We start from the raw sequence: 24,131 nt of genomic DNA on the forward strand, positions 1-24,131 counted from the left end.
CTTCAGAAAACAACTGGAACTTTTTTTAATAAAAACTGAGGAAAACAGGCTTTTCCTCGAATTTGTCTATAGTCTAAAAGCACAGATGCATAAGCACTGTGCTTTTCTTTTTGCCTGGTAATTAAAATGGTAAGATGGAAGAAAACGATAAGGGGAATTTTCTTATGGGAGCCAGTAAAACGAATGCAATGCGAATTCTTGATAACAAACGTATAGAGTATGGCATGATGAGTTATGATGCCCGCGATGGAAAAATTGATGGGATCACTGTTGCGGACAAGATTGGAAAAGCGCCAGAAACCGTTTTTAAAACGCTTGTCACCCATAACGGACCCCATCAGCTTTACGTATTTGTCATTCCTGTAGCCACCGAACTAGACTTGAAAAAAGCAGCGAAGGCCGCAGGTGCAAAAAAAATTGAAATGCTTGCGGTTAAAGATCTGCAAAAATACACAGGGTACATTCGGGGAGGCTGTTCCCCGATCGGAATGAAAAAACAATACCCGACCTTTATCGATGAAAGTGCAGCAAACCTGACTGAAATCATCGTAAGTGGAGGGAAAATCGGTACACAGATCGTTTTAAAACCGTCAGAATTCCTGGAAGTCACACAAGCGGAATCTGCAGCCCTAATAAAATAAATTGTTTACCTTTAGGTATTCACCCATTAGGCACTTTTTTCATACGCTGTCTTGAAGATCACATCTTTATTGTGAGGGAGAGTGTGAAAGTGACAGGAAAAGTGATGAATTATTTTGCTGGAGGCAATACGGCTAAAGGTTTTTATAGTTTATATGATTCAAATTTAAAAGGTCTGGAAAGATTATTCATATTAAAAGGCGGACCTGGTTCCGGTAAATCGACCATTATGAAAAAAATCGGCCAAGAATGGCTGGATAAAGACTATGACATCGAGTATTTACATTGTTCGTCCGATAATGAATCCATTGATGGAGTAATCATACCGGCTTTGAAAATCGGTATCGTGGATGGGACTGCGCCGCATGTGATTGAGCCGAAGGCACCAGGGGCGATTGAGGAATATGTGAATCTTGGGGCTGCCTGGGATTCCCAGCAACTGGCTTCTGAAAGAGCGGCCATCATAAAGTTGACGAATGCGAGAAGCAAGAGTTTCGAGAAAGCATATACCCTATTCGCTGAAGCATTAAAGATACATGATGAATGGGAAGACATTTACAAGTCAAATATTGATTTCGCAAAATTGAATGGGTTGACCAATAAATTGATTGAAAGCTTTTATAGAGATATCGTCCTTAATAAGAAGTCGGATGTTCGTCACCGATTCTTAGGTGCAGCTACACCAACGGGTGCAGTTGATTTCATACCCAATATTACTGAGGGAATACAAAAACGGTACTTTTTAAAGGGGCGTCCAGGTTCAGGGAAATCAACGATGCTGAAGAAGATTGCAAAGGCTGCGGAGCAAAGGGGCTTTGATGTGGAAATATATCATTGTGGTTTCGATCCGCATAGCTTGGACATGGTAATCGTCCGGGAGGTGGGAATCGCCATTTTTGACAGCACATCGCCTCATGAATATTTCCCGAGTTGTGGAGGGGACGAAATCATTGATATATATAAAACGGCCATTTTGCCAGGAACAGATGAAATATATGCCGATCAATTAAAGGATGTTTCCACCAGGTATCGGACGAAAATGAATGAAGCGACAGCAAATCTGGCTAAGGCAAAAGAGCTGCATGACGAACTCGAAAAGATTTATGTAAAAGCAATGGATTTTACAGCCATCGATGATATTCAAAAAGACATCAATGAACAGATTACTGAACGGGCACAAGATGCCGATAGAAAAACGATTCTACATTAAGAAAATAAACTGCGCCTACCTTAATAGGCGCAGTTTATTTATATTCATAAAAGGATTTTTTAACCCCTGAAGCCACATCAAGAATATATACGGGTTTGTTAAACGTGTTTATCCACGCCCTTTCGGTTAAAATAGGGATTATATTGAAAAAAGGGGCCGATTGAATTGATAAAGACGATTGCGATTGATATGGACGGAACATTGCTAAACAAAATGCAAAAGGTCAGTGAGGAAAATAAACAAGCAATCCTGAGGGCGCAAAGCGAGGGAGTGGAAGTGATCATTGCTACTGGAAGATCTTATGTGGAAGCAAGGTTCGCTTTAGATGAAGCAGGCATCGTTTGCCCTGTCATCTGTGTAAATGGTGCGGCCCTCTTCACGGAGGAAGGGGAGATTGCCGCTTCCAATCCAATGTCAGCAGCCACTGCTAAAATGGTCGCTGGATTCCTCGAAGAACAAGGGATTTATTTCGAAATATATACGAGTCAGGGGATTTATTCCAAAGACTATGAAAACGCAATATCTGTTTTGGTTGATGTATTCGTTACAGCCAATCCCGACATTGACCCTGAGGGTATGCGAAAATTTGCAGAGCAGCGTTTACAGCTGGGACAGGTAACCTCCATTTCCGATTATTCCGAGTTATTCAGCCGTTCGAATGAGGAATATTATAAAATTCTCAGCTTCTCAAAGGATTTAACTTTATTAAATCAAATTGCTTCGAAATTGGAAGGACAAGGAGTTACAGTCACTTCATCAGGACGTGAAAATGTAGAAATCATGAGTGAAACGGCTCAAAAAGGTACGGCGCTTGAAACATATGTGAATGGAAAATCCGGCTCGATGCAGGAAACCATGGCTATTGGAGATAATTATAATGATGTATCCATGTTTGAACGGGTAGGTTTGTCTGTCGCAATGGGAAATGCCCCGCTCGAAATTAAAAATCTGTGTGATGAAGTAACAGGCAAGAATGATGAATCAGGCGTCGCGGAGGCCATTTTAAAGGTACTTAAACAGTCAGCCTATTAAACTCAAGAATCAAAGGGGGAAAAGACTTTGAAAAAATTGCTCTTATTTTTCCTTATGGCTACATTGTTTTTAACTGGTTGCAACATGAATGATGACAAAAGCAAAAACCAGCCGAATCCTGACAAAGAAGTGACAGGCACTTTAGGGGAAGATCCGGATGTGTTGGTAACGAACCTGCAGGCCCCGTGGTCGATTCAGAAGAATGGGGACACAATGTATGTGTCAGAGCGGACTGGAACCATCGTCGAATGGGACAAGGATAAGATGACACGGCAAAAGGTCAATCTTAAAAAGACATTGTCAGCTAAAGCCGAAGCTGGATTGCTTGGATTTTTGCTAGCTCCCGACTTCTCTAAGAGCGGGCAAGCTTTCGCCTATTATACTTATGAAGAGGGAGGGAACTCCATCAATCGCATCGTCATTTTAGAAAAAAATGATGATATATGGCAGGAGATGGAGACCTTAATCGACGGAATACCAAGCGGGGACTTCCACCATGGCGGCAGGATCAAGATTGGACCGGATGATAAGCTATATGCAACAACAGGTGATGCAAGAAAGTCTGAAATCGCACAGGACATAGAATCTTTAGGCGGAAAAATTCTGCGCTTGAACCTGGATGGCACCATTCCTAAAGATAATCCTTTCGGGAATTCATATGTCTATTCATACGGTCACCGCAATCCACAAGGTCTTGCTTGGGATGAAGCAGGGCAGTTGTATGATAGTGAGCACGGAGATTCGGCCCACGATGAATTAAATAAAATTGACCCCGGTAAGAACTATGGCTGGCCAGAGATACAGGGCGATGAGCAAAAACCGGATATGATAAAACCATTGATTCATTCCGGTGAAAATACATGGGCTCCTTCAGGCATGGCCTATTTTGACGGAAAGCTTTATTTTGCTGCCTTAAGGGGCGAAGCGCTAAAGAGTTACGATGTAAAGAGCGGAAAACTGACCAATATCATCACGGGCTCAGGAAGGATACGTGATGTATTCGTTGAGGAAGAATTCATATATTTCATAAGCAACAATACGGACGGCCGAGGAAATCCTGATGAAAAGGATGATAAGCTATATCGTTTGCCGCTATCTCGGTTAAATATGCCTTGATGTTATCAATGAGCAGAAAAGAAGCATATATTTGGGAAACCTCGCCAATAGCGGGGTTTCCTTTTTGTGTATGGCACAAAATTCACGAGTAAAAGCGTGAAATTGACGAGTAACGCCCAACTCACGAGTAAAAGCATGAAATTCACGAGTAAAAGCGTGAAACTCACGAGTAAAGGTGTGAAACTCACGGGTAAAAGTGTGAAACTCACGAGTAAAAGCGTGAAACTCACGAGTAAAGGTGTGAAACTCACGGGTAACGCCCAAACTCACGAGTAAAAGCGTGAAATTGACGAGTAAAAGCATGAAACTCAGAGTAAAATCGTGAATCTCCTGAAAAGGGGTTTTTTTGTCTCGGAAGTGGTGGAGAAGCTGAGGATACAGTGTCCCTACGATTGTTTTCGTTCTTCCTGAGGGCTAGACATTTTTAATGAATAGGTGTATAGTTACCTAGGTAACTACTTTACAGGAGGAATACCTTTGTCCTTTCAAAATGGTTTTTTTCATCATAACTTACAATTTTCAAGGTCATTTACGAAAAAGTTAAATGAACAATTGGCCAAGGTTGATCTTTATCATTCCCAATGGTCGATTGTATATTATCTGAGTCAGTTCGGCTGTTCTACGCTTGTTGAAATAAGCACTTATTTAGATGTGGAGAAACCGACGGTAACCAGGACGGTAAACCGGCTGGAAGAGCTTGAGTTGGTTGAACAAGTTCCAGGAAAAGATAAACGGGAACGGAGAATACAGTTAACGGAGTCAGGTTTAAGGACTTATCAAGAGGCCAAAAAGGTAGTTGAGGAATTTGAACTTCAATTAATGAGCGGTTTGGCTGAAGAAGACCGGGAGGCAACGTTACGAACGTTGATTTTCCTGAAGGAAAAATTAAAACAATAGTAAGGAAGAAGGATTGAAATGAATCACAAACCGAAATTGTGGACGAAAGACTTTCTGATTGTTTCGTCTGCGAACTTTTTTCTATTTTTAACTTTTTATGTCCTGATGGTGACATTGACCATTTATACGATGGATAATTTTCATGCTTCGCAAGCACAAGCAGGGCTTGCTTCAAGTATTTTTGTTCTTGGGGCTGTGCTTGTCAGGCCGATTGCAGGGAAAAAAATTGACAAGATCGGCCGCAGAAAGATGTTGCTTGGCTCGTTAATTCTATTCCTGATCGCATCCATCGGCTATTTCCTGGTGAATAGTTTATCCCTCTTATTGATCGATCGGCTTATTCACGGTTTTGCTTTTGGACTTGCCACTACGGCAACTGGAACGATTGCTGCAGATATCATTCCGAATGAAAGACGCGGTGAAGGTACAGGTTACTTTGCCATGAGTACAAACTTGGCAATGGCATTCGGACCGTTCATTGGCTTGCTGATTACACAGCATTTCAGTTATTCCATCATTTTCTATGCAGCCTCCTTATTTGCCGCATTTTCTTTAGTTGCATCATTATTCATGAATGTGCCTGAAGGGGATAAGGGCGGAGCTTCGCCACAAAAAGGATTTAAGATCAGCGACTATTTTGAAAAAAGGGCACTGCCCATTTCCATTTTTATCGGGTTTGCCGGATTTACCTATTCGAGCATCTTGTCCTATTTAACGTCTTTTGCAAAGGAAATGGATTTAATGGATGCGGCGAGCTTTTTCTTTGTCGTTTTTGCCGTTTTCCTTTTGGCGTCCCGTCCGTTTACGGGGCGGATGTTTGATGTGAAGGGGGAAAATGCAGTTATTTACCCATCGCTCTTACTATTTGCCGTCGGAATGGTCATTCTGAGCCAATCCCATCATGGTATTACGCTTCTGATTGCCGGCGCCTTTATCGGAGTGGGGTATGGTACGTTCCAATCAAGCAGTCAAGCGATTTCCATCAAGGAAGCCCCATCAAATCGAATGGGATTAGCCACATCCACGTTTTTTACAATGTATGACTTCGGTATTGGTGTGGGCCCATTCCTATTGGGATTCCTTATTCCATTTACAGGGTTCAAAGGGTTATTCATAGGAATGTCAGTTTTTGCATTCGTACTTATTGGCATTTATTACTTGGCACATGGAAAAAAAGCCTCGGCAAGAGTGAAAATGCAGCATGAGGAACGCTTGTCTGCCTAAATTTTTCAATAGGATTGTATAAAAAGAAGAATTTTGGGGATGCTTATATTATGATTGATTTTCCAAAGTATCCCCCTTTTCACCGCCTGTAATCCACAGGCGTTTTTTTTATGCCTAAACAACAAAGAAAACCGCCTTATTGGCGGTTTCCTTAAAATTTATAGGTCCATAATCTTTCTTTGCGGATCCAGTCTAGGAAATCTGCATCCTGATTTTCGAATTTCTCTTTCCAATCGATAACCATTGCTTCCGTTTGCGAACGGTGGGCAGTGAATGTGGCTACCTTTTTTTCTTCGACGGCAGTGATATCATGGACGATGTCGGGCTGCCCCAATTCGTCAATGCAGTTATTCGAGAAGGCGACACAATGAAGTTTAGGTCTCTCTTTCTCTTCCATTCGTTCCACGGCCCGAACTACAGCCCGTGCTGTCGCTTCATGGTCCGGATGGACACTGTATCCTGGGTAAAACGTAATGATCAATGAAGGATTCAATTCATTGATGGCATCGGTAAATAATGAAGTCAGCTTTTCATCATCTTCGAATTCAATTGTCTTATCACGCAATCCAAGCATGCGTAAATCTTGGATGCCAATCGCATTTGCTGCATCGATTAATTCCTTTTTCCGAATTTTGGGAAGCGATTCCCTTGTTGCGAATGGAGGGTTTCCTAAATTACGTCCCATTTCTCCTAAAGTTAAGCATAAATAGGTGACAGGAGTGCCCGCTTCTCTATGAAGGGCAAGCGTTCCGGAGACCGAGAAGGCTTCATCATCTGGATGTGGGAATATAACTAATACATGGCGTTCTTTTTCCAAGGTATATTTCTCCTTCCGTTCTACTTACAGTAAGTATGTTTATCGGTGAATGGGAGTTTTCATCGGAATCATCATATGATATATATCAAGCAAGTTGTCATCATTCAAAGGGAGTGGGACTGAGCTGCATGGAGACAGCAAGCTTTCCGGAAAAATCAAGGCCTGCCAATAGCAATCTCCCCTGTTCATCCATTTCGAAGTGGTTAACGCCTTCTGCATATACCCAGCCAATATTGAGCTTCAAGCCGACGCGATAGGGTCCATCCCCAACTATCTTGCCATGTTCATACTGTATAAATGCGTTACGAATATAAGCACCTGCCGAGAAGAAAGCTTCATCTACATGAGTGGCATAGGCGCCATTTGTCGTTTCAAGGTGAAGATATACATCTTGTCCGGCGAAAGAATCAATGGCATTTTGCACCTCTGTACGGTCTATTGGTTTCATTCGATAATTTCCTCCTTAACTGGGCGGCTAGATAAGCTTTTCCTTCTTTCTATTTTACTAAATAAAAACAAAAAAAGCGAAAAAGGCCGCTCGATGAATTTGAGCAGCCATTAAACTTGATGTTTTATTTTTGTGTTTTTTCCGCCATTCCATATTTATGGTATGCACCATGATTGACAGGTCCGACATAGTCATTCATCTTCCAAGAGTGGCGAACCGCCTCGGTGATGAAGTCTTTAGAAATGAGGATAGCCTCACGCGGGCTTTTCCCTTCAGCCAATTGAGCTGCGATGGCTGCAGAAGATGAACAGCCGGCACCATGTGTATTGGTCGTTTCGATTTTTTCCGATTCAAGGATTTCAAATTCTTGTCCATCATATAAAAGGTCGATGGCTTTATCATGATCCAGCTTATTACCGCCTTTGATCAAGACATATTTTGCACCAAGTGCATGAATCTTTTCAGCTGCAGCCCTCATATCATCAATCGTCTTGATAGGAGCAGTTCCCGCTAACTGAGCGGCCTCGAACAGGTTAGGCGTGACTACAGTTGCACGTGGAACAAGCAGTTCGCGCAGAGCTACAGCCGTTTCAGGGTGCAATACTTCATCTTCACCTTTACATACCATAACTGGATCGATTACGACTTTGTCCAGCTTCAACTCATCTATTTTACGGGCAACAAGTTCAATGATTTCCACTGATCCAAGCATTCCCGTTTTCATGGCATCAATGCCGATTGATAGAATCGTTTCGATTTGGGCTTCCAAGACTTCGACCGGTGTGGGGAATACATTATGGGCCCAGCCATTCTTCGGATCCATCGTCACGATTGTCGTTAAAGCGGACATACCGTAAACGCCGAATTCTTGGAATGTCTTTAAATCTGCTTGAAGACCTGCGCCGCCGCTCGAATCAGATCCGGCAACTGTCATAGCTCTTTTCATAGTCATTATGTGACCTCCTCAGGAGAATTAGATATCGATATTATCAGCATACCAGTTAATATCCTATTTTTAGAATATACCAAAATTTCTTTTATGTAAAACTTAGTTTTCAGCCTACTATGAGTGTCTTGGCGAAGGAAGGGCAATCGCCTCGTATAAGTCATTTTTCGAACCTGTAATTAAGGAAATTGGATGGATGTCAGCATGCACTTTTAGCTTTGGACCCTGCCTCCAACTTTTGATGGACAAAGTAAAGGTTGTGAAAGTGTCATTATTTTCAAATTTGATTTAAAATATTTAAATATAGTGGAGTCACATTTAGTATAGCTTTTCCGTTCGATGCTGGATTAAACCCAAAAAGGGAGGTTGATTTCTATGGAATGGACCATGTTGCTTTTAGCTGGCGGGAAATCAAGCCGTATGGGAGTGAATAAGGCACTTTTGACCGTAGGCGGCGTTGTGAACATTTCAAGAGTGGCATCCGAATTGAAAAAGGTGTCAGAAAACATTATGGTCATTACGAATACGTTTGAAGAATATCATTTTCTGCAACTTCCGCTCATTCCGGATTTACATAAAGATCAAGGACCTCTTGGCGGATTGCATGCAGGGCTGACCTCATCGAAAACGGAGCTTCAGTTCCTTGCAGCGTGCGATATGCCGTTTGTGAGTGCAGATGCCATAAAGGATATCATTACCCATTATGAACCTGGATTCGATGCTGTCATTCCAGAAATAAATGGCAGGCTCCAGCCGCTTTTTGCTGTTTACCATAAAAGGTGTCTTCCTATACTGACGGAGTGTTTATTAAAACATGAATTAAAAATGAGTCTATTCTTGGAAAAAATCTCGGTGAAAATCATGAAAGAAACCGACTTTACGTTATATCGCGAGAATCCTGAACATTTTCACTACCTTTTTTTCAATATGAATACGAGGGAAGATTATCAAGAGGCAGATTATATTGATCAAACAGAATTATATATAAAGGATGGTAGACATGAATTATAATATTTCAAAAGAGCCGATTGTCATCCAGGAAGTGATTGATAAAGTAGTCAGTCGAAATGCAGGTGCCGTCACGACCTTTATTGGTACGGTGAGGGAAATGACGAAAGGAAAAAAGACTCTCTTCTTAGTATACGAAGCGTATGAACCGATGGCCATCAAGAAATTGGAGCAAATCGGATCTGAGATCAAGGAGCGTTGGCCAGATGCAGAAACGGCGATCACCCATCGTGTAGGTAAACTTGAAATCACGGATATCGCAGTGGTTATTGCCGTTAGTACGCCCCACCGAAATGATGCATATGAGGCGAACAGGTATGCGATCGAAAGAATTAAAGAAATCGTCCCGATTTGGAAAAAAGAACACTGGGAAGATGGGGAGACATGGGTAGGAAACCAGTTGGAAACCGTTCCATATCCATCAGGGAAACCGGAAGAGGGGGATATTGATGATTAATGTACTTTTATTTGCCCAATTGAAAGATGAGCTAGGCAAAGAGACTGTTTCAATAGAAGGAAATGGAATGAGTGTTGCCCAGCTAAAAGGAAAGATGAAGGTGGATTTTCAATTGGAAGGTCTTGAAACCGTGATGACAGCGGTCAATGAGGAATTTGCCGATGATGACACGATTTTATCTGATGGAGATACAGTTGCTTTCATTCCGCCAGTAAGTGGAGGGTGAAGCGTCCGGAAGGGAGGGATCACGGTGAAAGAGCGATATTCAAGGCAGACTTTATTCGCCCCCGTTGGTGAAGGGGGCCAATTGAAAATTATGAAGAAGCATGTCTTGCTTCTTGGTGCAGGGGCTTTGGGATCTGCTAATGCCGAGGCCCTTACTCGTGCAGGAGTAGGGAAGCTTACCATTGTCGACAGGGATTATGTCGAGACCAGTAATTTACAGCGCCAACAAATGTATACGGAACGGGATGTCGAGGAGAAACTGCCAAAAGCAGAGGCGGCAAAGCGTCATTTATTGGATATCAACCATGAAGTTGAAGTGAATGCCATCATCATGGACGCAACTGCCCAGAATCTCGAACAGCTGCTTGGTGATGTTGATTTGATATTGGATGCAACCGACAATTTTGAGACACGGATGATTATTAATGATTTATCACAAAAGCTTCATATACCGTGGATTTATGGGGCATGTGTGGGGAGCGTGGGCATGACTTTGACGATCCTTCCCGGGCAGACTCCATGTTTGCACTGTTTGCTTAAAGCGATCCCGATTCAAGGAATGACCTGTGACACAGGAGGGATCATATCACCAGCTGTTACGATGGTCGTGGCACACCAAACTGCCGAGGCTTTGAAAATCCTTGTTGAAGATTGGGAATCGGTGCGGCCTGCACTTGTTTCTTTTGATCTGTGGAGAAATCAATACCAAACCGTTAAATTGACAAAAGCGAAAAAGAAAGATTGTCTCTCGTGCGGAGAGCAGAGGACATACCCATTTTTAACAATGGAAAATGCAACGAAAACGGCTGTTCTTTGCGGGAGGGACACTGTACAGGTAAGACCGCCAAAACCTCTGGAACTGCAACTCGAAAAATTAGCCAAAGATCTGGACGGCAGCGGTTATTTGGTGAAATTCAATCCATTTCTTCTCTCCTGTGAAAAAGCCGGGGAACGTATCGTCATTTTCAAGGATGGCCGGGCGTTGATCCACGGTACGAAGGATATGGTCCATGCAAAGGCCGCGTACCAAAGCATCCTGGGATAATGATCATAAAAAAACGAGGCCCCAAGTTTTGGGGCCTCGTTTTTTATGAATCCATATAGGGTAATGGTATGGTTTATTTTAGTGTGTGACCCCGTCTTTATTATCTTGTTTGGAAGCAACGATGACTACTTTTCCTTCGTCAAGAACTTCCTCGTAACGCTCTGCCTCCATATCACTAAGGCCAAGGTTGCTCATTCGATTACGAAGTTCATCTCCGCGAGATTTAAAGAGATTTCCTACGGTATCAAGGAAACCTTGTTCCTTCATGCCTACACCTTCTGTATTTGTATTCTCGGTAAGGTGTTTAGAACGGGTTTTATCATGGGCAAACAAATATACATCATCTTTCGTATAACCTGATGTAACTAATTCATCGATTTTTTCCTTTGCTTGTAAACCGTTTTCTACTACATGTACTTGATACATATAAACTCCTCCTTGAATTTCATTAAGATTCTCTTGAAAATAGGTAAATGGAATCTTGCTTATTACAGTTGCTGATTGGCTATAGTAATATATAACCTCATTTGGACCCTGTTAAACATTTATCTCAAAGAATATTTAGTAAGTGGTGAAGCGGAATACCTTCTGTATGCGGTAGGTCAAGTATTTGAAGACAGGCAGTTTCTTTTGGTATTCACTGTAATCCACCGTGTATGTTCCGTTTTGATTTGTCCAGAGTCTATGGAAATAGCTGTCGACATCCTTGGAAACGTCCGCATCATTTGGAGCATGGATTTCAACATTCGCTTCAAGGTTATAGTCATCTAGATTTCGTGAAGTATAATTAGCCGATCCTCCAAGAATGACTGTTTCATCAGCCTTTTGGATCATCATCAATTTTGTATGGAACTGTTCTTTATCTGTTTTATACCAGCGTATCGAGATGTTTTCATCCCCCAGTTTTTCGAATTCGGCGGCAACCGGAAGATTGGGCAGCCCGATTTTTTCACTTCCGAATGCGTTTTGATTCGGATCCAATATCATTTCAATCTTCACACCCCGTTTAGCTGCATCCGTTAATGCCTCGACAACCTCGCGATCGGCAATGTAGAACATGGCAAGATGGATCTTGTCACCATTTTCAGCATCCTTAATTGCCTTTAGGACATGTTTATTGATTTTTCCTTCCGTTAGCAGTTGTACCGATATCGGCCCTTTATCTGCTGATTTCTCCTTGAACTCAGGAAATGACTTTGGACCTCCCGAGAATTTCGAAGCGGCTTCTTCGGCTTTAACGAAATCGCCGATGATATTCCCGTCCATCTGGAAGGCAATATTGGAATGGAAGCCACTTGCGTCATGAGGATTGGCAGATGAGATGATGGCCGTTTTTTCAGTCGCGACCACTTTTCTGTGATTGGCTTTGATATTCATCAGTCTAAGATAAGAACGCAAGGTGACCTTTGGTGCGCTTTTAGCCATTGGATTGACAATCCAGCCTTTCCCGCTTTCACCGAACCATTGGAAAAAGGTCCGATACACACCTGAATAGAGAGGATTCGGATCCCGGAGGCGGTCTAAGTTGGTAACAATGACATCAATTCCATTTTTCTTCATCGTTTCCAATGCCTCTAACTGGTAGGCATTATAGGAAGTATTCACTTCATCAGTAATGAATATAATCTGGAGGTCAGGTTTCTTTTTCTTCTGTTCAACCAGATTATCCTTCAGCGTCTCGGTTAACTTCGGGAAGTTTATCTTTTCATCATAAAAAGCATTAAACAAAAACATATCGATTACGATATACGAATCAGCCTCTTCTATGGCTTGATTTATGGTTTGGAAAATTCGCTGCTCATGTTGCAGATTCCCTTGTTCATCGTGATAGGAAAGGTCATAGATGAAATCGATATCCTCGACTTGATGAACCTTCCCTTCATAAGAAATGCCATCGGGAAGTGGCTTGTAGCTGTTATAGGCAATGACGATTGCAATGACGATCAAAATGCTGACAAGCAGATAAAATCGTTTTCTTTTGTACCACTTTTTCATAGGAAAGCCTCCAACATGGTTAAATTGCTTGCTAACTTTCTATTTTCCCCTTTTTGGGGTATATAGAAACATAAATCGTAATCTATGGAAAAAGGCAAGCGATGAAGTTTGATATAATATAGTTTCAAAAAGTGGAGAGGGGCTGTGGCAAATGGAAAAGCAGTTTTTAACAAATGATTGGTGGCCTCTATTGAAAGAGGAATTCAAAAAAGAATATTACCAGGAGCTATGGGAATTTATAAAGCAAGAGTACAGTCAGCAAGTCATTCATCCGGATCAGGACGATATTTTCAACGCGCTTCATTATACTCCTTTTGAAGATGTAAAGGTTGTCATCCTTGGACAGGACCCATACCATGGCCAGGGTCAGGCGCATGGCCTTAGTTTTTCAGTCAAGCCGGAGGTTCGCATCCCGCCCTCTTTAAGAAATATCTTTAAAGAGTTACACACCGATCTTGGCTATGAGGTTCCGGATAATGGTTACCTGGTCGAATGGGCAAAACAGGGAGTGCTTCTATTGAATACCGTCTTGACTGTCCGTGAGGGAGAGGCGCATTCACACCGCGGAAAAGGATGGGAAATCTTTACGAATCAAGTTATTCGCCTATTGAATGAGCGTTCGAAACCGGTTGTATTCATCCTGTGGGGGAAACCCGCTCAAACCAAAATCCCTTTGATTGATGAAGCCCGCCATAAAATCATTAAGTCCGTACATCCAAGTCCGCTGTCGGCGTCCCGTGGTTTCTTTGGCACCAAACCATTTTCCAAAACAAATCAATTGCTGATGGAAATGGGGGAATCTCCAATTGATTGGAAAATCCCAAACCGATGATATCAGCAAGAAAACGAAACGGGTGAATTGTATGGCGTGCCGTCATTTCTATATAACTTGGGATCTCGGTTTTCCAAAAGGCTGCCGTGCTTTTCAATTCAAAACATCAAACCAGCCTTCTCTTGATGTCTTTCATTCTTCAGGGGAGCCATGCTTGAAATTTCAAGCCAAGCCAATTAAAAGGTAGGAAATATGCAAGGTGTTTTCTTCTCTGATTTTTGCTATGCTAGTTATGATAGTTTTGACCTGTATATAGACGAGGTGGTAAAGTTGGAAATTTCATCAAGACAAATGTTAGATAAAATCGAAGAGCTTGTTTTAAAAGCGAAACAGGCAAATTCAGAGGATAAGGTGCAAGGGTATGTAATGGCCATTAAGTCCCTTTGTGAAGTGATGGTTGATGAAAAAGCTTCGAACATCAGCATACAGAAGCCAATCACATTGACCCAGCCCGTCATGTCGGCTACACCGAATGTAGAACCGGTTAAAATGGATGAGGCCAATGGGGAGTCCTTGTTCGATTTTTAAATTAGGGAAGGGGAGCGAAATAATTGAAACTATTCATCATTTTAGGTGCATTGAATGGGTTTATTGCTGTGGCACTTGGTGCATTCGGTGCCCACGGACTGGAAGGGAAAATTCCTGATAAATATTTGGAAACTTGGCAAACCGCTGTTCAATATCAAATGTTCCACGCGGTGGGTTTATTGGTACTCGGTTTATTGGCTGGGAAAATTTCCAGCCCGCTGATCAACTGGTCAGGCTGGCTTATGCTAATAGGGATTATCCTGTTTTCCGGTAGCCTATTCGTTCTAAGCGTTACGCAAATCAAAGTCCTTGGTGCCATCACACCGCTTGGCGGAGTTTCTTTCTTGGTTGCTTGGGTCTTAATGATCATTGCTGCGTATAAATACTTGTAAGTTCAGTTGAGGCTGCAGACAAATTCGAAGAAATCGAGTTTGCCTGCAGTTTTTTTATGGCTTGTACAATTTGGACGTACATTACCGCTGCAGGCACTCGCTTATCCAGAGGCGGTCATGGGCCTCCTCGGCTCGCACCTTTTTCTCCAATCAACTTTGTTCCTACATATTGATAGAAACCATACCTGGTGAGTTGAAGGTGGAATGTTTTCCGAACCTCTAAAGACTGAGCTGATCCTTTTGGGTCAGCTTTTTTTTGGAGAAAAGTCACCCCAATATAAGAAGAGCCTCAAAATCAAATGGATTCTGAGGCTCTTTTCTTTATTGGATTTTTTTACCTTGGCGAATAGGTGGTAAGCCCAGCGCCTCCAAATGGATAGTCATATTCGATTTCTTCATCAAACGTTATATAATCTAAGTATACCATCGGGATTAAGTATCGTTTTCCCGTTTGAGGGTCGCTTATGATTAGATGATCGCGTCCTGCAGCCTCGATAATTCCTTTGAAGATCATGGCATTCCATTCCTGGTTGTTTTCAAACGTGGTATAAACAGTGGCTAACTTCCCTTTATTCAAACGCAAGATGTTCTCGATATACGACGCTTCGACCGGAAGCATACCAGGTATCTGTGGTCCGGAAGGGGGTTGACCCATCGTCACCGGCATTTGTTGTGGCGTGCCTGCCATAGTGGGCTGTTGTGGCTGGTATGATGGCTGTTGGTATCCTTGCTGCGGGTAACCTTGCTGCGGGTTAGGATTCTGCTGCCTTAGTTCAGGCTCGTTATTTTCATAGGGGTAATAAGGGCTTCCTCCGTACGGGTAATTACCATAAGGATTATTTTGTGACATTGCATTCCCTCCTGAATTCAAGGTTTAGTTGATACTGTGGAATTTGGACAATCCGAGAGTGTGGACTGGGAGAAACAGTGCGATTTATAGCGACCGGTAGTATTGTGTATGTTCTGGACAATCCCCGGGTGGCTTAAAAAACCACAATGAATGTTAAGCGATACATAACGGCTGCTGCCGTTCATGATATAAGCCATATCCTCTTGCCGGCTAATGAATAGAAGTAACGTTCCTTCACCTCGCTGGAGACAGGAATTGCCTTGATCAATTTTCCTGAAGCTGAATGGGACTGTGAAAAAATAAATTCATCACTATTGAAAATGTATGGGATGTAGATTGGATTTATTCCTCAGCCGGGGAAAAATAAAAAGGAACGGACATAAAAAAAGCTTCCGGAAACCGGAAGCCATTCGTCTTAAACGTATAGGAATGAAGATACATTTTCTTCAGGCAGGATATTGCCCACAAAGAAAGACCCAAATGCAGCGTAACGTGCACTCACTTCATCAAAACGCATTTCATAGATTAATTTTTTGAATTGAAGGACATCATCTGCGAATAGAGTCACGCCCCATTCATAATCGTCAAATCCGACAGAACCTGAAATGATTTGTTTTACTTTACCGGCATAACTGCGGCCAATCAAGCCATGGGAACGCATTAAGCCTTTGCGCTCTTCCATGGAAAGCATATACCAGTTATCATCGCCATCACGACGCTTGTCCATTGGATAGAAACATACATGTTTCGCTTTTGGCAGTATCGGATAAAGTCTGGAACGAACATGAGGGTTCTGGTATGGGTCCTCACCATCTCCGCCAGCTAAGTAATTGCTTAATTCCACGACGGAAACGTATGAATAAGCGGGAATTGTATATTCGGCAAGCTTCGTTTTATTGAATTCGCTTTCGATTGCATTCAATTCTTCCATGGTTGGGCGGGCAAACATAAGCATGAAGTCCGCTTTCTGACCAACGATGGAATATAGGGCATGGCTGCCTTCATTGTTACTTTGTGTCATATTCCATTTATCCAGTAAACCTTGGAATTCCGAGATGGCCAATTGGCGTTCGTCACTTGATAACGTTTTCCAAGAAGCCCAGTCGATCAGGCGGAAATCATGTAAACAATACCAGCCGTCCAGTGTTTGTGCTGCTTCACTCATTACAATCACTCCTAAGTCTTATTATAACTTTAATATAGCATAGTTTCAGTATAAGGAAATTTATATCAACCCGCAAACACCATCACTGTTTTTCGGTGTTTCTGAAATTTTCAAATTTGCGGATGGCTGGAATTTACCTGGCTGCTGGAGTATTCTTAAAAGAAGACGACAATGGATTTTAACGGATGGTTAAATATAGAAAAAATGGGGGAAACGTATCTAAAAAGGAGGAAGAGCCAATGAGTGATTTATTTGAAATATTGGAATCGAAAATTATGGGACATAATTTAAAGATCGTTTTTCCGGAAGGGTTGGATGAACGGATTTTGGGGGCGGCAGGCAGGCTTGCCCAAGCTAAACTGGTGACACCGGTATTGATCGGGGATATCGGGTTGATTCAAGAGAAGGCAAAAGACTTAAAGATCTCCCTTGATGCAATCGAAATATATGATCCGAAGAATTATATCATGATGGATGAAATGGTTGAAGCGTTCGTGAAGGTCCGTGATGGTAAAGCGACCGATCTGCAAGCACGTGAAATCTTAACGGATGAGAACTATTTTGGAACCATGCTCGTCCATATGAAACTGGCACATGGAATGGTTAGTGGCGCAACGCATTCGACTGCCGATACGGTTCGTCCAGCCTTAAAGATCATTAAAACAAAGCCGGGCGTCCAAAAAACCTCGGGAGTGTTCATCATGGTCCGGGAGGAAGAGAAATATGTATTCGCGGATTGTGCAATCAATATAAACCCCAGTTCCCAGGACCTGGCTGAAATTGCTATAGAAAGTGCGAAGACTGCATTAATGTTCGATATCGAACCGCGTGTGGCGATGCTGAGCTTTTCCACAAAGGGATCGGCAACATCCCCCGAGACCTTAAAAGTGGTTGATGCGGTCGATTTGGCAAAAGAAATGGACCCTGAAGTCATTCTTGATGGGGAATTTCAGTTTGACGCGGCCTTCGTTCCTTCTGTGGCAAGGAAAAAAGCACCGGATTCCCTTATTCAGGGGGATGCGAATGTTTTTATTTTCCCAAGTCTCGAAGCAGGGAACATTAGCTATAAGATGGTACAGCGCTTGGGTGGCTTCGAAGCGGTCGGTCCGATCCTTCAGGGGCTGAATCGTCCGGTGAATGACCTTTCGAGGGGATGCAGTGAAGAGGATGTATATAAACTGGCTGTCATTACAGCGGCACAGGGGTTTGTGGCGCAGTATCAATAGGCAGCTTGAGGATTAAATGTAGAGGGAGATTCGTATGGGTGAGACAGATTCATTATTAATGCAGCAAGAGTGGAGGATTATTGATCAATCTTCCGTTGGACCTCAGTTTCCTGCTCTGGAGTCCTTTGCGATGGATGATACATTTTGCGCTTCCGTTGGGTCAGGTAAATCAGCGGCCGTAGCCAGGGCGTGGGTACACCACCGAACCATCGTCATGGGTATACAGGATACGAAGTTGCCTTTTCTTAAAAAGGGTTTGGATCATTTGGATGAACATGGTTTCCGGGCCATCGTGAGGAATTCGGGAGGGCTGGCAGTCGTCCTGGATGAGGGGGTCCTTAATTTTTCGCTCATTTTTCCTGAAAACGAGCAGAAAATTGAAATCAATCGTGGATATGATGCGATGTGGAAGCTTGTCCAATTGATGTTTTCCGATTTCCCAGTCAAGATGGAGGCGCGGGAAATCGTCGGTTCCTATTGTCCTGGCAGTTATGATTTAAGTATAAATGGGCAAAAGTTTGCGGGTATATCCCAACGCAGGATCCGCAATGGCGTAGCGGTGCAAATCTATTTGTGTGTCAATGGAAGCGGGGCTGAACGTGCCAGTCTCGTGAAGGGTTTTTATAATGCAGCTAAAGGAAATGCAGAAACCAAATTCGCTTATCCTGATATCGTCCCTTCGGTAATGGCGTCCCTAACCGAATTGTTGGGTGTGCAATTGAGTGTTCAAGACGTGATGCTCAGATTCCTTCGAGTATTGAAGGAACATAGCGAAAAGATATTCTCTGACACGCTTTCCGCTGAGGAATGGCCGCTGTATGAGGCGTACTTGACGAGAGTGGTCGAACGCAATGATAAAGTATTCGATGCATTAAAGGATTGATATGAAAGAAGCCGTTCCATTAAGTCAGGAATGGCTTCTTTCATTTAATACGACTTTAGCATTCACTGAAACTGTAAAAGGACTGTATGATAGGCGGAGATAGTATTCCTTCTTTCTTGAAACAATGAAAAAAAGAGCCTTGTTGGCTCCCTTTTTCGGATAAATAGGGGTGAAACGGCCTCTGGCATGTGGTTGATCTATATAACAGAACCCCACATTATCTTATTACTCGGCCATTTTTTCCAAATTGCCATTCCGGTCCATCTTGAACTTAGTTGCCGGACGTTCCTCTTCCTCTAACAAGACCAGCTTTCTTGCTCGATTCATGATATTCATCAAAGTTTCATAATCTTCCTGCATCAACCCGCTGTTTTGTTCTAGGTGGCTGATTTTATTCTCCAAATCTTCGTTTCGCTTTTTCAGCCCTTTAATTTCAAGCTTCAATCTTTCATTTTCGGTTTTTAATACTTCGGCTTGAAGCATGCGGCCGTTCATGGATTCCAAATAGGCGATGACGGCATCAAGGCTCATGGCCGTTTCCAAAGTAACTGGTGTGTGCTGTGCCTTAGGAGCGAGGGCTTCTGCCACAACGAATTCCTCTGCTGCTTCATAATTGGTAGTATCGACTTCGGATTTCAACTCTAGTTCCTCTTCTTGTACATGGGGAACCATTATGTCGGAAATCGTTGGGGACGGCGGTGTATAAAGAAGCCGTTTTTTTCCTCCTTGATCTTTTCCAAGGATCCTTTGCCGCTGCTTACGCTGTTTCTTGGCAAGGGATAGTGCTTTATCATAATTATGGCGGACGACTGCATTCCAGCGGAATCCGCATGCTGCAGAGGTGCGATTCAACTTATCTCCTACCTCTTCAAAAGCATTAAGCTGAGTGCTGCCTTCCCGCACATGGCGCAATACCGTTTCTGCCAAAAGCAAATCATCTTCTTCTGTCCAGGCGTCTTGACGAACCTTCATTTCTACATACTCCCTTTCTGGTAACTTTTAAAATAAATAACTATATAAAATATCGTGTGGCAGTGATTTATGGAGGGTTCTACTAGCATTTTGGACAAAATATGGATTTTTTATACAAAAAGGTTAAAAGGATACTAGTTTTTTGATTAATTACATCATTTTTCACATCATTCAGCCCTCTTGATATTCATAAGTAGAAACGGTAAAATACCCTTTAGTCATATAAATGGATGAAATACAGTTTGTCATGGAAAGGATGGTGACCGGAGGATGTCCAATGAATTCAGAGTGTGCGATGACTGCTTGGCGGTAAACATAAAAACATTGATCCCGCGTCTTGAAAAGCTTGATCCCGACGCGAAAATTGAAGTGGGCTGCCAATCCTACTGCGGTCCTGGCAGAAAGAAGTCTTTTGCCTTTGTCAATAACCGTCCGGTTGCTGCACCGACAGAAGACGAGTTACTAGATAAAATCAATAAAAAACTAAAGTAGGATCCATGATATATAGGTAGAGTGGATTATTTCTTAATGATATATGGAACCAGTAATCATCACCCAGATTCGACACACTGCGGTGATTTTTTATTTCCTTATTTTCGAGACAAAACCAGACTGAAACTTCCGTTTTCTTACAAAATGCCCCCTCTTACTAGCAAGGTGGAAGTTAGGGTTTTTTGTCAAAACACGCTATAATGAGTGCATCGAGATTATGAAAAAGAGGGTAGTTCATGGGATATTCCGGCGAAAAATTACAAGAAGAAAAAGTATTCAAGGATCCGGTGCACCGATATATACATGTTCGTGACCGGGTTATATGGGATTTAATAGGGACGAAGGAATTCCAGCGGCTTCGTAGGATCAAACAGCTGGGAACGACTTATTTAACCTTTCATGGTGCGGAACATAGTCGGCTTAGCCATTCGCTTGGAGTATACGAGATTGTCCGGAGAATCGTGGATGATGTTTTCGAGGGCAGACCGGAATGGAAACCAGAGGAGCGGTTACTATCCTTGTGCGCAGCCCTCCTGCATGATTTGGGTCATGGTCCTTTCTCTCATTCTTTTGAAAAAGTGTTTGATCTGGATCATGAGCAATTCACGCAGCAGATAATCGTCGGCGATACGGAAGTGAATAAGATCCTCCTTAGAGTTGGGCGTGATTTTCCAAAAAAAGTGGCAGAAGTCATCGCGAAAACCTATAAAGGCAAATTAGTAGTCAGCCTGATTTCAAGTCAGATCGATGCTGATAGAATGGACTATTTACAGCGTGATGCTTATTTCACTGGCGTGAGTTATGGACATTTCGATATGGAAAGGCTTTTGCGTGTGATGAGGCCAAGGGAAGAACATGCCGTCATAAAGCAGAGCGGGATGCATGCGGTTGAGGATTATATCATGAGTCGCTACCAAATGTATTGGCAGGTTTATTTCCATCCAGTTACGAGAAGTGCGGAGGTCATACTTACAAAGATCCTACATAGGGCGAAACATTTATATGAATCCGGTTATGAGTTTGCTCAAGAACCGCACCATTTTTATTCATTGTTCAAGGGAGAAGTGACTTTAACGGACTATTTGAAAATGGATGAATCGGTGATGCTCTATTATTTCGAAGCATGGGAAGAGGAAAACGATGCGATTTTAAAAGATTTATGCACTCGCTTCGTTAACCGTACACTATTTAAATATGTGGAATTCCATCCGTCGAACAGTCAAATGAACAGATTGATGGAATTAAGGACGCTATTCAAGAAGGCAGGCATCGATCCGGATTATTATCTTGTCGTCGATTCCTCATCAGATCTGCCGTATGATTTTTACCGGCCAGGTGAGGAAGAGGAGAGACTTCCGATTCACTTGCTTAAAAATAATGGCGAAATTCGTGAATTATCACGTGAATCCGAAATTGTCGATGCAATTTCAGGGAAAAGAAGAACGGATCATAAGTTGTATTATCCAGCGGATTTATTGCGTGATGAATCTACGAAGAAAAATATTAAAAAACAGATCCGCAAGCTTTTGGAGCTATCGGATTAAAGTGGTACATTTTTGGTGAGGAGTGACGAGCCTTGTTTAAGGATCATGCAAACATTATCAATGCAATTTCTACTGCCGGTGAAATCTCGGGTCGGAAAAAATTACAAAAAATCGTTTATATCGCGAAGAAGCTGTCCTTCCCATTTCATGAAAAGTTTCAGTTTCACTTTTATGGACCGTATTCGGAGGAGTTGACCTTACGGATTGAAGAGCTCTGCGAAATGGGCTACTTGAATGAAGTAAGGGAAAAAAAAGCAGGCTATTATCAATATTGTTATTCGATAACGGATGCCGGCCAGGATTTCCTATCCATACAGGAAGTGGAGATGCCGGCACTTGAGGCATGCTTACAGGATATGAACGAGCAGAATGCCAGGTTTTTGGAGCTGGTTTCAACGGTGCTATACTTCGACACGCTTGAAAAAGAGGAAGTCACCGAGAAAATTTTTACGCTGAAAAGCAAACAAAAATATACCCTTGAAGAAATTGATGAGGCATATGAATATATTGAGCAGTTAAAAACAAAAGCTAAGCCGAATTGATGGCTTAGCTTTTCCCCATTATGTAAATCTTATAGATCGCTTTTACGGACACCGGCTACTGCTAAATGATTTTTTGACATTTCTTCAATGAAAATCGTCACGGCTTCAGCTGGTGCTCCAGTTGTTTCCGTCACGGCTGCAGTCACCTTTTCGACTAAAGCCTTTTTTTGTTCGTCTGTACGGCCTTCAAGCATTTTGACTGTTACATATGGCATCTCTTTTCCCCCCCTTCCTCTCTTATCTTGTAGTGTTTCACAATGGAAAAAGAATTGCAAGACACGGAAGTCAGAGTTTTTTCACTTCTTGAGTTTTTGATGTATACTAACGGTAATAAACATTGGGGGAGAAGCTATCGATGGAATTCATTGATCAAATAGAACGGTTTTTGGTTTATCCTTTGGAAAAGCTTCCATATGTCATTGTGTCACTGTTGATCGCATTTACGGTTCATGAATTTTCCCATGCTTATGTGGCCTATAAGTTCGGTGACCCGACTGCCAAGAATGAAGGAAGAGTCACATTGAATCCGATTTCTCATTTGGATCCGATCGGAACTCTGTTGATATTAATAGCCGGATTTGGTTGGGCGAGACCTGTTCCGGTTAATCGTTTTCATTTCAAGAATCCAAAATTGGCAGGAGTGCTCGTCTCTTTTGCCGGTCCGTTCAGTAATTTGCTTGTTGCAATTTTGGGGTACTTGATTTTTTACGGATTGATTGCCGCAGGCGTTGGACCTGATTTACCGTTTTTCGTCGAGCCTTTCTTAAGTATACTCATAAATTTAAATGTCCTTTTATTTGTATTTAATCTGTTACCGCTGCCGCCTCTCGATGGTTATAGGATCGTTCAGGATCTTGTTTCCGCAGACTTGCGGGCAAAAATGACCCAGTATGAACAATATGGCTCACTGATTTTTTTGATTCTGATCATTACACCGCTGAGTCAATATACAATTAGACCGGTTTTGAATACTGGTACCAAGTTTGTGGGAGACACCTTGAGTCAATTTTTTTCACTTTTGTTTTTTTAACCAATAATAAGGAATGACAAAACGATAAAGGGGGATATGAACATGGAAGAACAACCAAAGAAAAAGGTAGGCTTCAATATTATAAAAAACGACCCAACAGAAGGTCATGGCGGATATGGGGCAGGGGTATTAACGCTCGATAATATTTCCCCGGTCATCATCGATGTGGATGCAGGTGAAGCAGAGGTCGATATCGGAGCGATGCATGCAAGAAGTGCAGTGGAAAAAGGGATCAAGTTTTTAAAGACTAAAGAGGAAGTCCCGAATGCCAAACCTTACTGGCTTGTTTGGGTGACCATTGAAGCCACTCAAAATGGTCCGCACTATGCAGGTGTGACAGCATGTGAAATGATGGTCGACAGGTCAATTAGACGCGGTTACAAATCGCTCCCGGAGCATGTTAACCGGATGGATAAATCGCTAAAACGAAAAATCATCGTTGAGGACATGGACGATAAATCAAAACGTGTGCTTGCAGACTTCCTGAAAAATCATGATGCGGGAATGTGGGAGCGTTCTTCAGATCAGCTGAAGGAGTCATTGACGGTTTGAATCTCGTTTGATGGATGAAATGTTAAGTTTAGTGAAAAATGCACTTGTAGGAAAGCGATAAAAT

The 24,131-nt window shown here is 42.4% G+C and carries 29 protein-coding genes; 20 read left to right on the forward strand and 9 right to left on the reverse strand.

Annotated elements, in window-relative coordinates:
• The first annotated feature begins 164 nt into the window (after nucleotides 1-164).
• The 6 genes from ybaK to AC1DIV_RS02385 all read left to right on the forward strand — a co-directional run bounded on the left by ybaK (nucleotide 165) and on the right by AC1DIV_RS02385 (nucleotide 6,118).
• The gene (gene ybaK / locus AC1DIV_RS02360) at nucleotides 165-641 is read left to right on the forward strand and encodes a Cys-tRNA(Pro) deacylase (RefSeq protein ID WP_340878177.1); all 477 of its coding nucleotides are present in this window, start codon (nucleotides 165-167) and stop codon (nucleotides 639-641) included.
• An 89-nt stretch (nucleotides 642-730) separates the two neighbouring features.
• The gene (locus tag AC1DIV_RS02365) at nucleotides 731-1,849 is read left to right on the forward strand and encodes a PRK06851 family protein (protein ID WP_477575699.1); all 1,119 of its coding nucleotides are present in this window, start codon (nucleotides 731-733) and stop codon (nucleotides 1,847-1,849) included.
• A gap of 165 nt (nucleotides 1,850-2,014) precedes the next feature.
• Nucleotides 2,015-2,881 carry a Cof-type HAD-IIB family hydrolase gene (locus AC1DIV_RS02370; protein ID WP_340878174.1) on the forward strand — a complete coding sequence of 289 codons (867 nt, stop codon included), beginning with the start codon at nucleotides 2,015-2,017 and terminating at the stop codon, nucleotides 2,879-2,881.
• 27 nt (nucleotides 2,882-2,908) lie between these two features.
• Nucleotides 2,909-3,997 carry a PQQ-dependent sugar dehydrogenase gene (locus AC1DIV_RS02375; RefSeq protein WP_340878173.1) on the forward strand — a complete coding sequence of 363 codons (1,089 nt, stop codon included), beginning with the start codon at nucleotides 2,909-2,911 and terminating at the stop codon, nucleotides 3,995-3,997.
• 477 nt (nucleotides 3,998-4,474) lie between these two features.
• A complete protein-coding gene (locus AC1DIV_RS02380) occupies nucleotides 4,475-4,894 on the forward strand; it encodes a MarR family winged helix-turn-helix transcriptional regulator (protein WP_318291537.1) in 420 nt (139 codons plus the stop codon).
• 18 nt (nucleotides 4,895-4,912) lie between these two features.
• On the forward strand, nucleotides 4,913-6,118 hold the full coding sequence (locus tag AC1DIV_RS02385; RefSeq protein WP_340878172.1) for an MFS transporter: 1,206 nt from the start codon (nucleotides 4,913-4,915) through the stop codon (nucleotides 6,116-6,118).
• A 151-nt stretch (nucleotides 6,119-6,269) separates the two neighbouring features.
• On the opposite strand, the gene bshB2 is transcribed toward AC1DIV_RS02385, so the two are convergent.
• From bshB2 to pdxK, 3 genes are all read right to left on the reverse strand, one after another.
• On the reverse strand, nucleotides 6,270-6,935 hold the full coding sequence (gene bshB2 / locus AC1DIV_RS02390) for a bacillithiol biosynthesis deacetylase BshB2 (RefSeq protein ID WP_034315960.1): 666 nt from the start codon (nucleotides 6,933-6,935) through the stop codon (nucleotides 6,270-6,272).
• Nucleotides 6,936-7,035: 100 nt separating this feature from the next.
• Nucleotides 7,036-7,383, reverse strand: coding sequence for a YojF family protein (locus AC1DIV_RS02395; RefSeq protein WP_048683611.1), 348 nt, complete (start codon nucleotides 7,381-7,383; stop codon nucleotides 7,036-7,038).
• 124 nt (nucleotides 7,384-7,507) lie between these two features.
• Nucleotides 7,508-8,335 carry a pyridoxine/pyridoxal/pyridoxamine kinase gene (pdxK, locus tag AC1DIV_RS02400; protein WP_252268099.1) on the reverse strand — a complete coding sequence of 276 codons (828 nt, stop codon included), beginning with the start codon at nucleotides 8,333-8,335 and terminating at the stop codon, nucleotides 7,508-7,510.
• 369 nt (nucleotides 8,336-8,704) lie between these two features.
• Here pdxK and mobA point away from each other — a divergent pair, with 369 nt between their 5' ends.
• From mobA to AC1DIV_RS02420, 4 genes are read left to right on the forward strand one after another with little or no spacing between them, the layout of a single operon-like run.
• Nucleotides 8,705-9,340, forward strand: a complete 636-nt coding sequence (gene mobA / locus AC1DIV_RS02405; protein WP_340878171.1) for a molybdenum cofactor guanylyltransferase — start codon at nucleotides 8,705-8,707, stop codon at nucleotides 9,338-9,340.
• Nucleotides 9,330-9,794, forward strand: a complete 465-nt coding sequence (locus tag AC1DIV_RS02410; RefSeq protein ID WP_048683606.1) for a molybdenum cofactor biosynthesis protein MoaE — start codon at nucleotides 9,330-9,332, stop codon at nucleotides 9,792-9,794. The genes mobA and AC1DIV_RS02410 overlap by 11 nt, the downstream gene beginning before the upstream one ends.
• Nucleotides 9,787-10,020 carry a molybdopterin converting factor subunit 1 gene (gene moaD / locus AC1DIV_RS02415; protein ID WP_034315925.1) on the forward strand — a complete coding sequence of 78 codons (234 nt, stop codon included), beginning with the start codon at nucleotides 9,787-9,789 and terminating at the stop codon, nucleotides 10,018-10,020. Before AC1DIV_RS02410 ends, moaD begins: the two co-directional genes overlap by 8 nt.
• 24 nt (nucleotides 10,021-10,044) lie before the next feature.
• Nucleotides 10,045-11,064 carry a MoeB/ThiF family adenylyltransferase gene (locus AC1DIV_RS02420; RefSeq protein ID WP_048683603.1) on the forward strand — a complete coding sequence of 340 codons (1,020 nt, stop codon included), beginning with the start codon at nucleotides 10,045-10,047 and terminating at the stop codon, nucleotides 11,062-11,064.
• Nucleotides 11,065-11,142: 78 nt separating this feature from the next.
• Here AC1DIV_RS02420 and AC1DIV_RS02425 read toward each other — a convergent pair whose 3' ends face one another.
• Nucleotides 11,143-11,490 carry a YflT domain-containing protein gene (locus AC1DIV_RS02425; protein WP_053536921.1) on the reverse strand — a complete coding sequence of 116 codons (348 nt, stop codon included), beginning with the start codon at nucleotides 11,488-11,490 and terminating at the stop codon, nucleotides 11,143-11,145.
• 135 nt (nucleotides 11,491-11,625) lie between these two features.
• Nucleotides 11,626-13,059 carry a phospholipase D family protein gene (locus AC1DIV_RS02430; protein ID WP_340878170.1) on the reverse strand — a complete coding sequence of 478 codons (1,434 nt, stop codon included), beginning with the start codon at nucleotides 13,057-13,059 and terminating at the stop codon, nucleotides 11,626-11,628.
• A 151-nt stretch (nucleotides 13,060-13,210) separates the two neighbouring features.
• Between AC1DIV_RS02430 and AC1DIV_RS02435 the strand changes: the two genes are divergently transcribed.
• From AC1DIV_RS02435 to AC1DIV_RS02445, 3 genes are all read left to right on the forward strand, one after another.
• Complete coding sequence (locus AC1DIV_RS02435) at nucleotides 13,211-13,891, forward strand: uracil-DNA glycosylase (protein WP_063595690.1); 681 nt, start codon at nucleotides 13,211-13,213, stop codon at nucleotides 13,889-13,891.
• Between the two features lie 270 nt (nucleotides 13,892-14,161).
• Nucleotides 14,162-14,419: a YwdI family protein gene (locus AC1DIV_RS02440; RefSeq protein ID WP_340878169.1), complete on the forward strand. Its 258-nt coding sequence runs from the start codon at nucleotides 14,162-14,164 to the stop codon at nucleotides 14,417-14,419.
• Between the two features lie 23 nt (nucleotides 14,420-14,442).
• On the forward strand, nucleotides 14,443-14,811 hold the full coding sequence (locus tag AC1DIV_RS02445; RefSeq protein ID WP_054398573.1) for a DUF423 domain-containing protein: 369 nt from the start codon (nucleotides 14,443-14,445) through the stop codon (nucleotides 14,809-14,811).
• Between the two features lie 334 nt (nucleotides 14,812-15,145).
• Here AC1DIV_RS02445 and gerQ read toward each other — a convergent pair whose 3' ends face one another.
• Together gerQ and hemQ are read right to left on the reverse strand one after the other, a co-directional pair.
• Nucleotides 15,146-15,661, reverse strand: coding sequence for a spore coat protein GerQ (gene gerQ / locus AC1DIV_RS02450; protein WP_340878168.1), 516 nt, complete (start codon nucleotides 15,659-15,661; stop codon nucleotides 15,146-15,148).
• 415 nt (nucleotides 15,662-16,076) lie between these two features.
• Nucleotides 16,077-16,826, reverse strand: a complete 750-nt coding sequence (hemQ, locus tag AC1DIV_RS02455) for a hydrogen peroxide-dependent heme synthase (protein ID WP_340878167.1) — start codon at nucleotides 16,824-16,826, stop codon at nucleotides 16,077-16,079.
• 239 nt (nucleotides 16,827-17,065) lie between these two features.
• On the opposite strand from hemQ, the gene pta reads away from it, so the two are divergent.
• Together pta and lipL are read left to right on the forward strand one after the other, a co-directional pair.
• Nucleotides 17,066-18,052, forward strand: coding sequence for a phosphate acetyltransferase (gene pta, locus AC1DIV_RS02460; RefSeq protein WP_048683577.1), 987 nt, complete (start codon nucleotides 17,066-17,068; stop codon nucleotides 18,050-18,052).
• A 34-nt stretch (nucleotides 18,053-18,086) separates the two neighbouring features.
• Nucleotides 18,087-18,935, forward strand: a complete 849-nt coding sequence (lipL, locus tag AC1DIV_RS02465; protein ID WP_340878165.1) for an octanoyl-[GcvH]:protein N-octanoyltransferase — start codon at nucleotides 18,087-18,089, stop codon at nucleotides 18,933-18,935.
• A 225-nt stretch (nucleotides 18,936-19,160) separates the two neighbouring features.
• On the opposite strand, the gene AC1DIV_RS02470 is transcribed toward lipL, so the two are convergent.
• On the reverse strand, nucleotides 19,161-19,907 hold the full coding sequence (locus tag AC1DIV_RS02470) for an RsfA family transcriptional regulator (protein ID WP_251541626.1): 747 nt from the start codon (nucleotides 19,905-19,907) through the stop codon (nucleotides 19,161-19,163).
• A 270-nt stretch (nucleotides 19,908-20,177) separates the two neighbouring features.
• Here AC1DIV_RS02470 and AC1DIV_RS02475 point away from each other — a divergent pair, with 270 nt between their 5' ends.
• From AC1DIV_RS02475 to AC1DIV_RS02485, 3 genes are all read left to right on the forward strand, one after another.
• Nucleotides 20,178-20,399, forward strand: coding sequence for a YuzB family protein (locus AC1DIV_RS02475; RefSeq protein ID WP_048683566.1), 222 nt, complete (start codon nucleotides 20,178-20,180; stop codon nucleotides 20,397-20,399).
• Between the two features lie 236 nt (nucleotides 20,400-20,635).
• Entirely contained in the window at nucleotides 20,636-21,943 is a 1,308-nt protein-coding gene (locus tag AC1DIV_RS02480; protein ID WP_340878162.1) for an HD domain-containing protein, read from the forward strand.
• A gap of 32 nt (nucleotides 21,944-21,975) precedes the next feature.
• Nucleotides 21,976-22,485 carry a YwgA family protein gene (locus AC1DIV_RS02485; protein WP_034315899.1) on the forward strand — a complete coding sequence of 170 codons (510 nt, stop codon included), beginning with the start codon at nucleotides 21,976-21,978 and terminating at the stop codon, nucleotides 22,483-22,485.
• Nucleotides 22,486-22,514: 29 nt separating this feature from the next.
• Here AC1DIV_RS02485 and AC1DIV_RS02490 read toward each other — a convergent pair whose 3' ends face one another.
• Nucleotides 22,515-22,700 (reverse strand): 2-hydroxymuconate tautomerase, encoded by a 186-nt coding sequence (locus AC1DIV_RS02490; RefSeq protein WP_034315897.1) that lies wholly within the window; start codon nucleotides 22,698-22,700, stop codon nucleotides 22,515-22,517.
• 158 nt (nucleotides 22,701-22,858) lie between these two features.
• On the opposite strand from AC1DIV_RS02490, the gene AC1DIV_RS02495 reads away from it, so the two are divergent.
• The gene (locus tag AC1DIV_RS02495) at nucleotides 22,859-23,515 is read left to right on the forward strand and encodes a site-2 protease family protein (protein WP_340878616.1); all 657 of its coding nucleotides are present in this window, start codon (nucleotides 22,859-22,861) and stop codon (nucleotides 23,513-23,515) included.
• A gap of 42 nt (nucleotides 23,516-23,557) precedes the next feature.
• Complete coding sequence (locus AC1DIV_RS02500; RefSeq protein WP_063589657.1) at nucleotides 23,558-24,067, forward strand: YwhD family protein; 510 nt, start codon at nucleotides 23,558-23,560, stop codon at nucleotides 24,065-24,067.
• The last annotated feature ends 64 nt before the right edge of the window (nucleotides 24,068-24,131 follow it).

This window comes from Peribacillus sp. 05N428 (genome assembly GCF_056397085.1).

Excerpts from the sequence above, each read along its gene's own strand:
- ybaK (WP_340878177.1), top strand. The coding sequence starts at position 165 with ATGGGAGCCAGTAAAACGAATGCAATGCGAATTCTTGATAACAAACGT.
- AC1DIV_RS02385 (WP_340878172.1), top strand. The coding sequence starts at position 4,913 with ATGAATCACAAACCGAAATTGTGGACGAAAGACTTTCTGATTGTTTCG.
- AC1DIV_RS02395 (WP_048683611.1), bottom strand. The coding sequence starts at position 7,383 with ATGAAACCAATAGACCGTACAGAGGTGCAAAATGCCATTGATTCTTTC.
- pdxK (WP_252268099.1), bottom strand. The coding sequence starts at position 8,335 with ATGACTATGAAAAGAGCTATGACAGTTGCCGGATCTGATTCGAGCGGC.
- mobA (WP_340878171.1), top strand. The coding sequence starts at position 8,705 with ATGGAATGGACCATGTTGCTTTTAGCTGGCGGGAAATCAAGCCGTATG.
- AC1DIV_RS02410 (WP_048683606.1), top strand. The coding sequence starts at position 9,330 with ATGAATTATAATATTTCAAAAGAGCCGATTGTCATCCAGGAAGTGATT.
- moaD (WP_034315925.1), top strand. The coding sequence starts at position 9,787 with ATGATTAATGTACTTTTATTTGCCCAATTGAAAGATGAGCTAGGCAAA.
- AC1DIV_RS02425 (WP_053536921.1), bottom strand. The coding sequence starts at position 11,490 with ATGTATCAAGTACATGTAGTAGAAAACGGTTTACAAGCAAAGGAAAAA.
- AC1DIV_RS02430 (WP_340878170.1), bottom strand. The coding sequence starts at position 13,059 with ATGAAAAAGTGGTACAAAAGAAAACGATTTTATCTGCTTGTCAGCATT.
- AC1DIV_RS02435 (WP_063595690.1), top strand. The coding sequence starts at position 13,211 with ATGGAAAAGCAGTTTTTAACAAATGATTGGTGGCCTCTATTGAAAGAG.
- gerQ (WP_340878168.1), bottom strand. The coding sequence starts at position 15,661 with ATGTCACAAAATAATCCTTATGGTAATTACCCGTACGGAGGAAGCCCT.
- hemQ (WP_340878167.1), bottom strand. The coding sequence starts at position 16,826 with ATGAGTGAAGCAGCACAAACACTGGACGGCTGGTATTGTTTACATGAT.
- pta (WP_048683577.1), top strand. The coding sequence starts at position 17,066 with ATGAGTGATTTATTTGAAATATTGGAATCGAAAATTATGGGACATAAT.
- lipL (WP_340878165.1), top strand. The coding sequence starts at position 18,087 with ATGGGTGAGACAGATTCATTATTAATGCAGCAAGAGTGGAGGATTATT.
- AC1DIV_RS02470 (WP_251541626.1), bottom strand. The coding sequence starts at position 19,907 with ATGAAGGTTCGTCAAGACGCCTGGACAGAAGAAGATGATTTGCTTTTG.
- AC1DIV_RS02475 (WP_048683566.1), top strand. The coding sequence starts at position 20,178 with ATGTCCAATGAATTCAGAGTGTGCGATGACTGCTTGGCGGTAAACATA.
- AC1DIV_RS02480 (WP_340878162.1), top strand. The coding sequence starts at position 20,636 with ATGGGATATTCCGGCGAAAAATTACAAGAAGAAAAAGTATTCAAGGAT.
- AC1DIV_RS02490 (WP_034315897.1), bottom strand. The coding sequence starts at position 22,700 with ATGCCATATGTAACAGTCAAAATGCTTGAAGGCCGTACAGACGAACAA.
- AC1DIV_RS02500 (WP_063589657.1), top strand. The coding sequence starts at position 23,558 with ATGGAAGAACAACCAAAGAAAAAGGTAGGCTTCAATATTATAAAAAAC.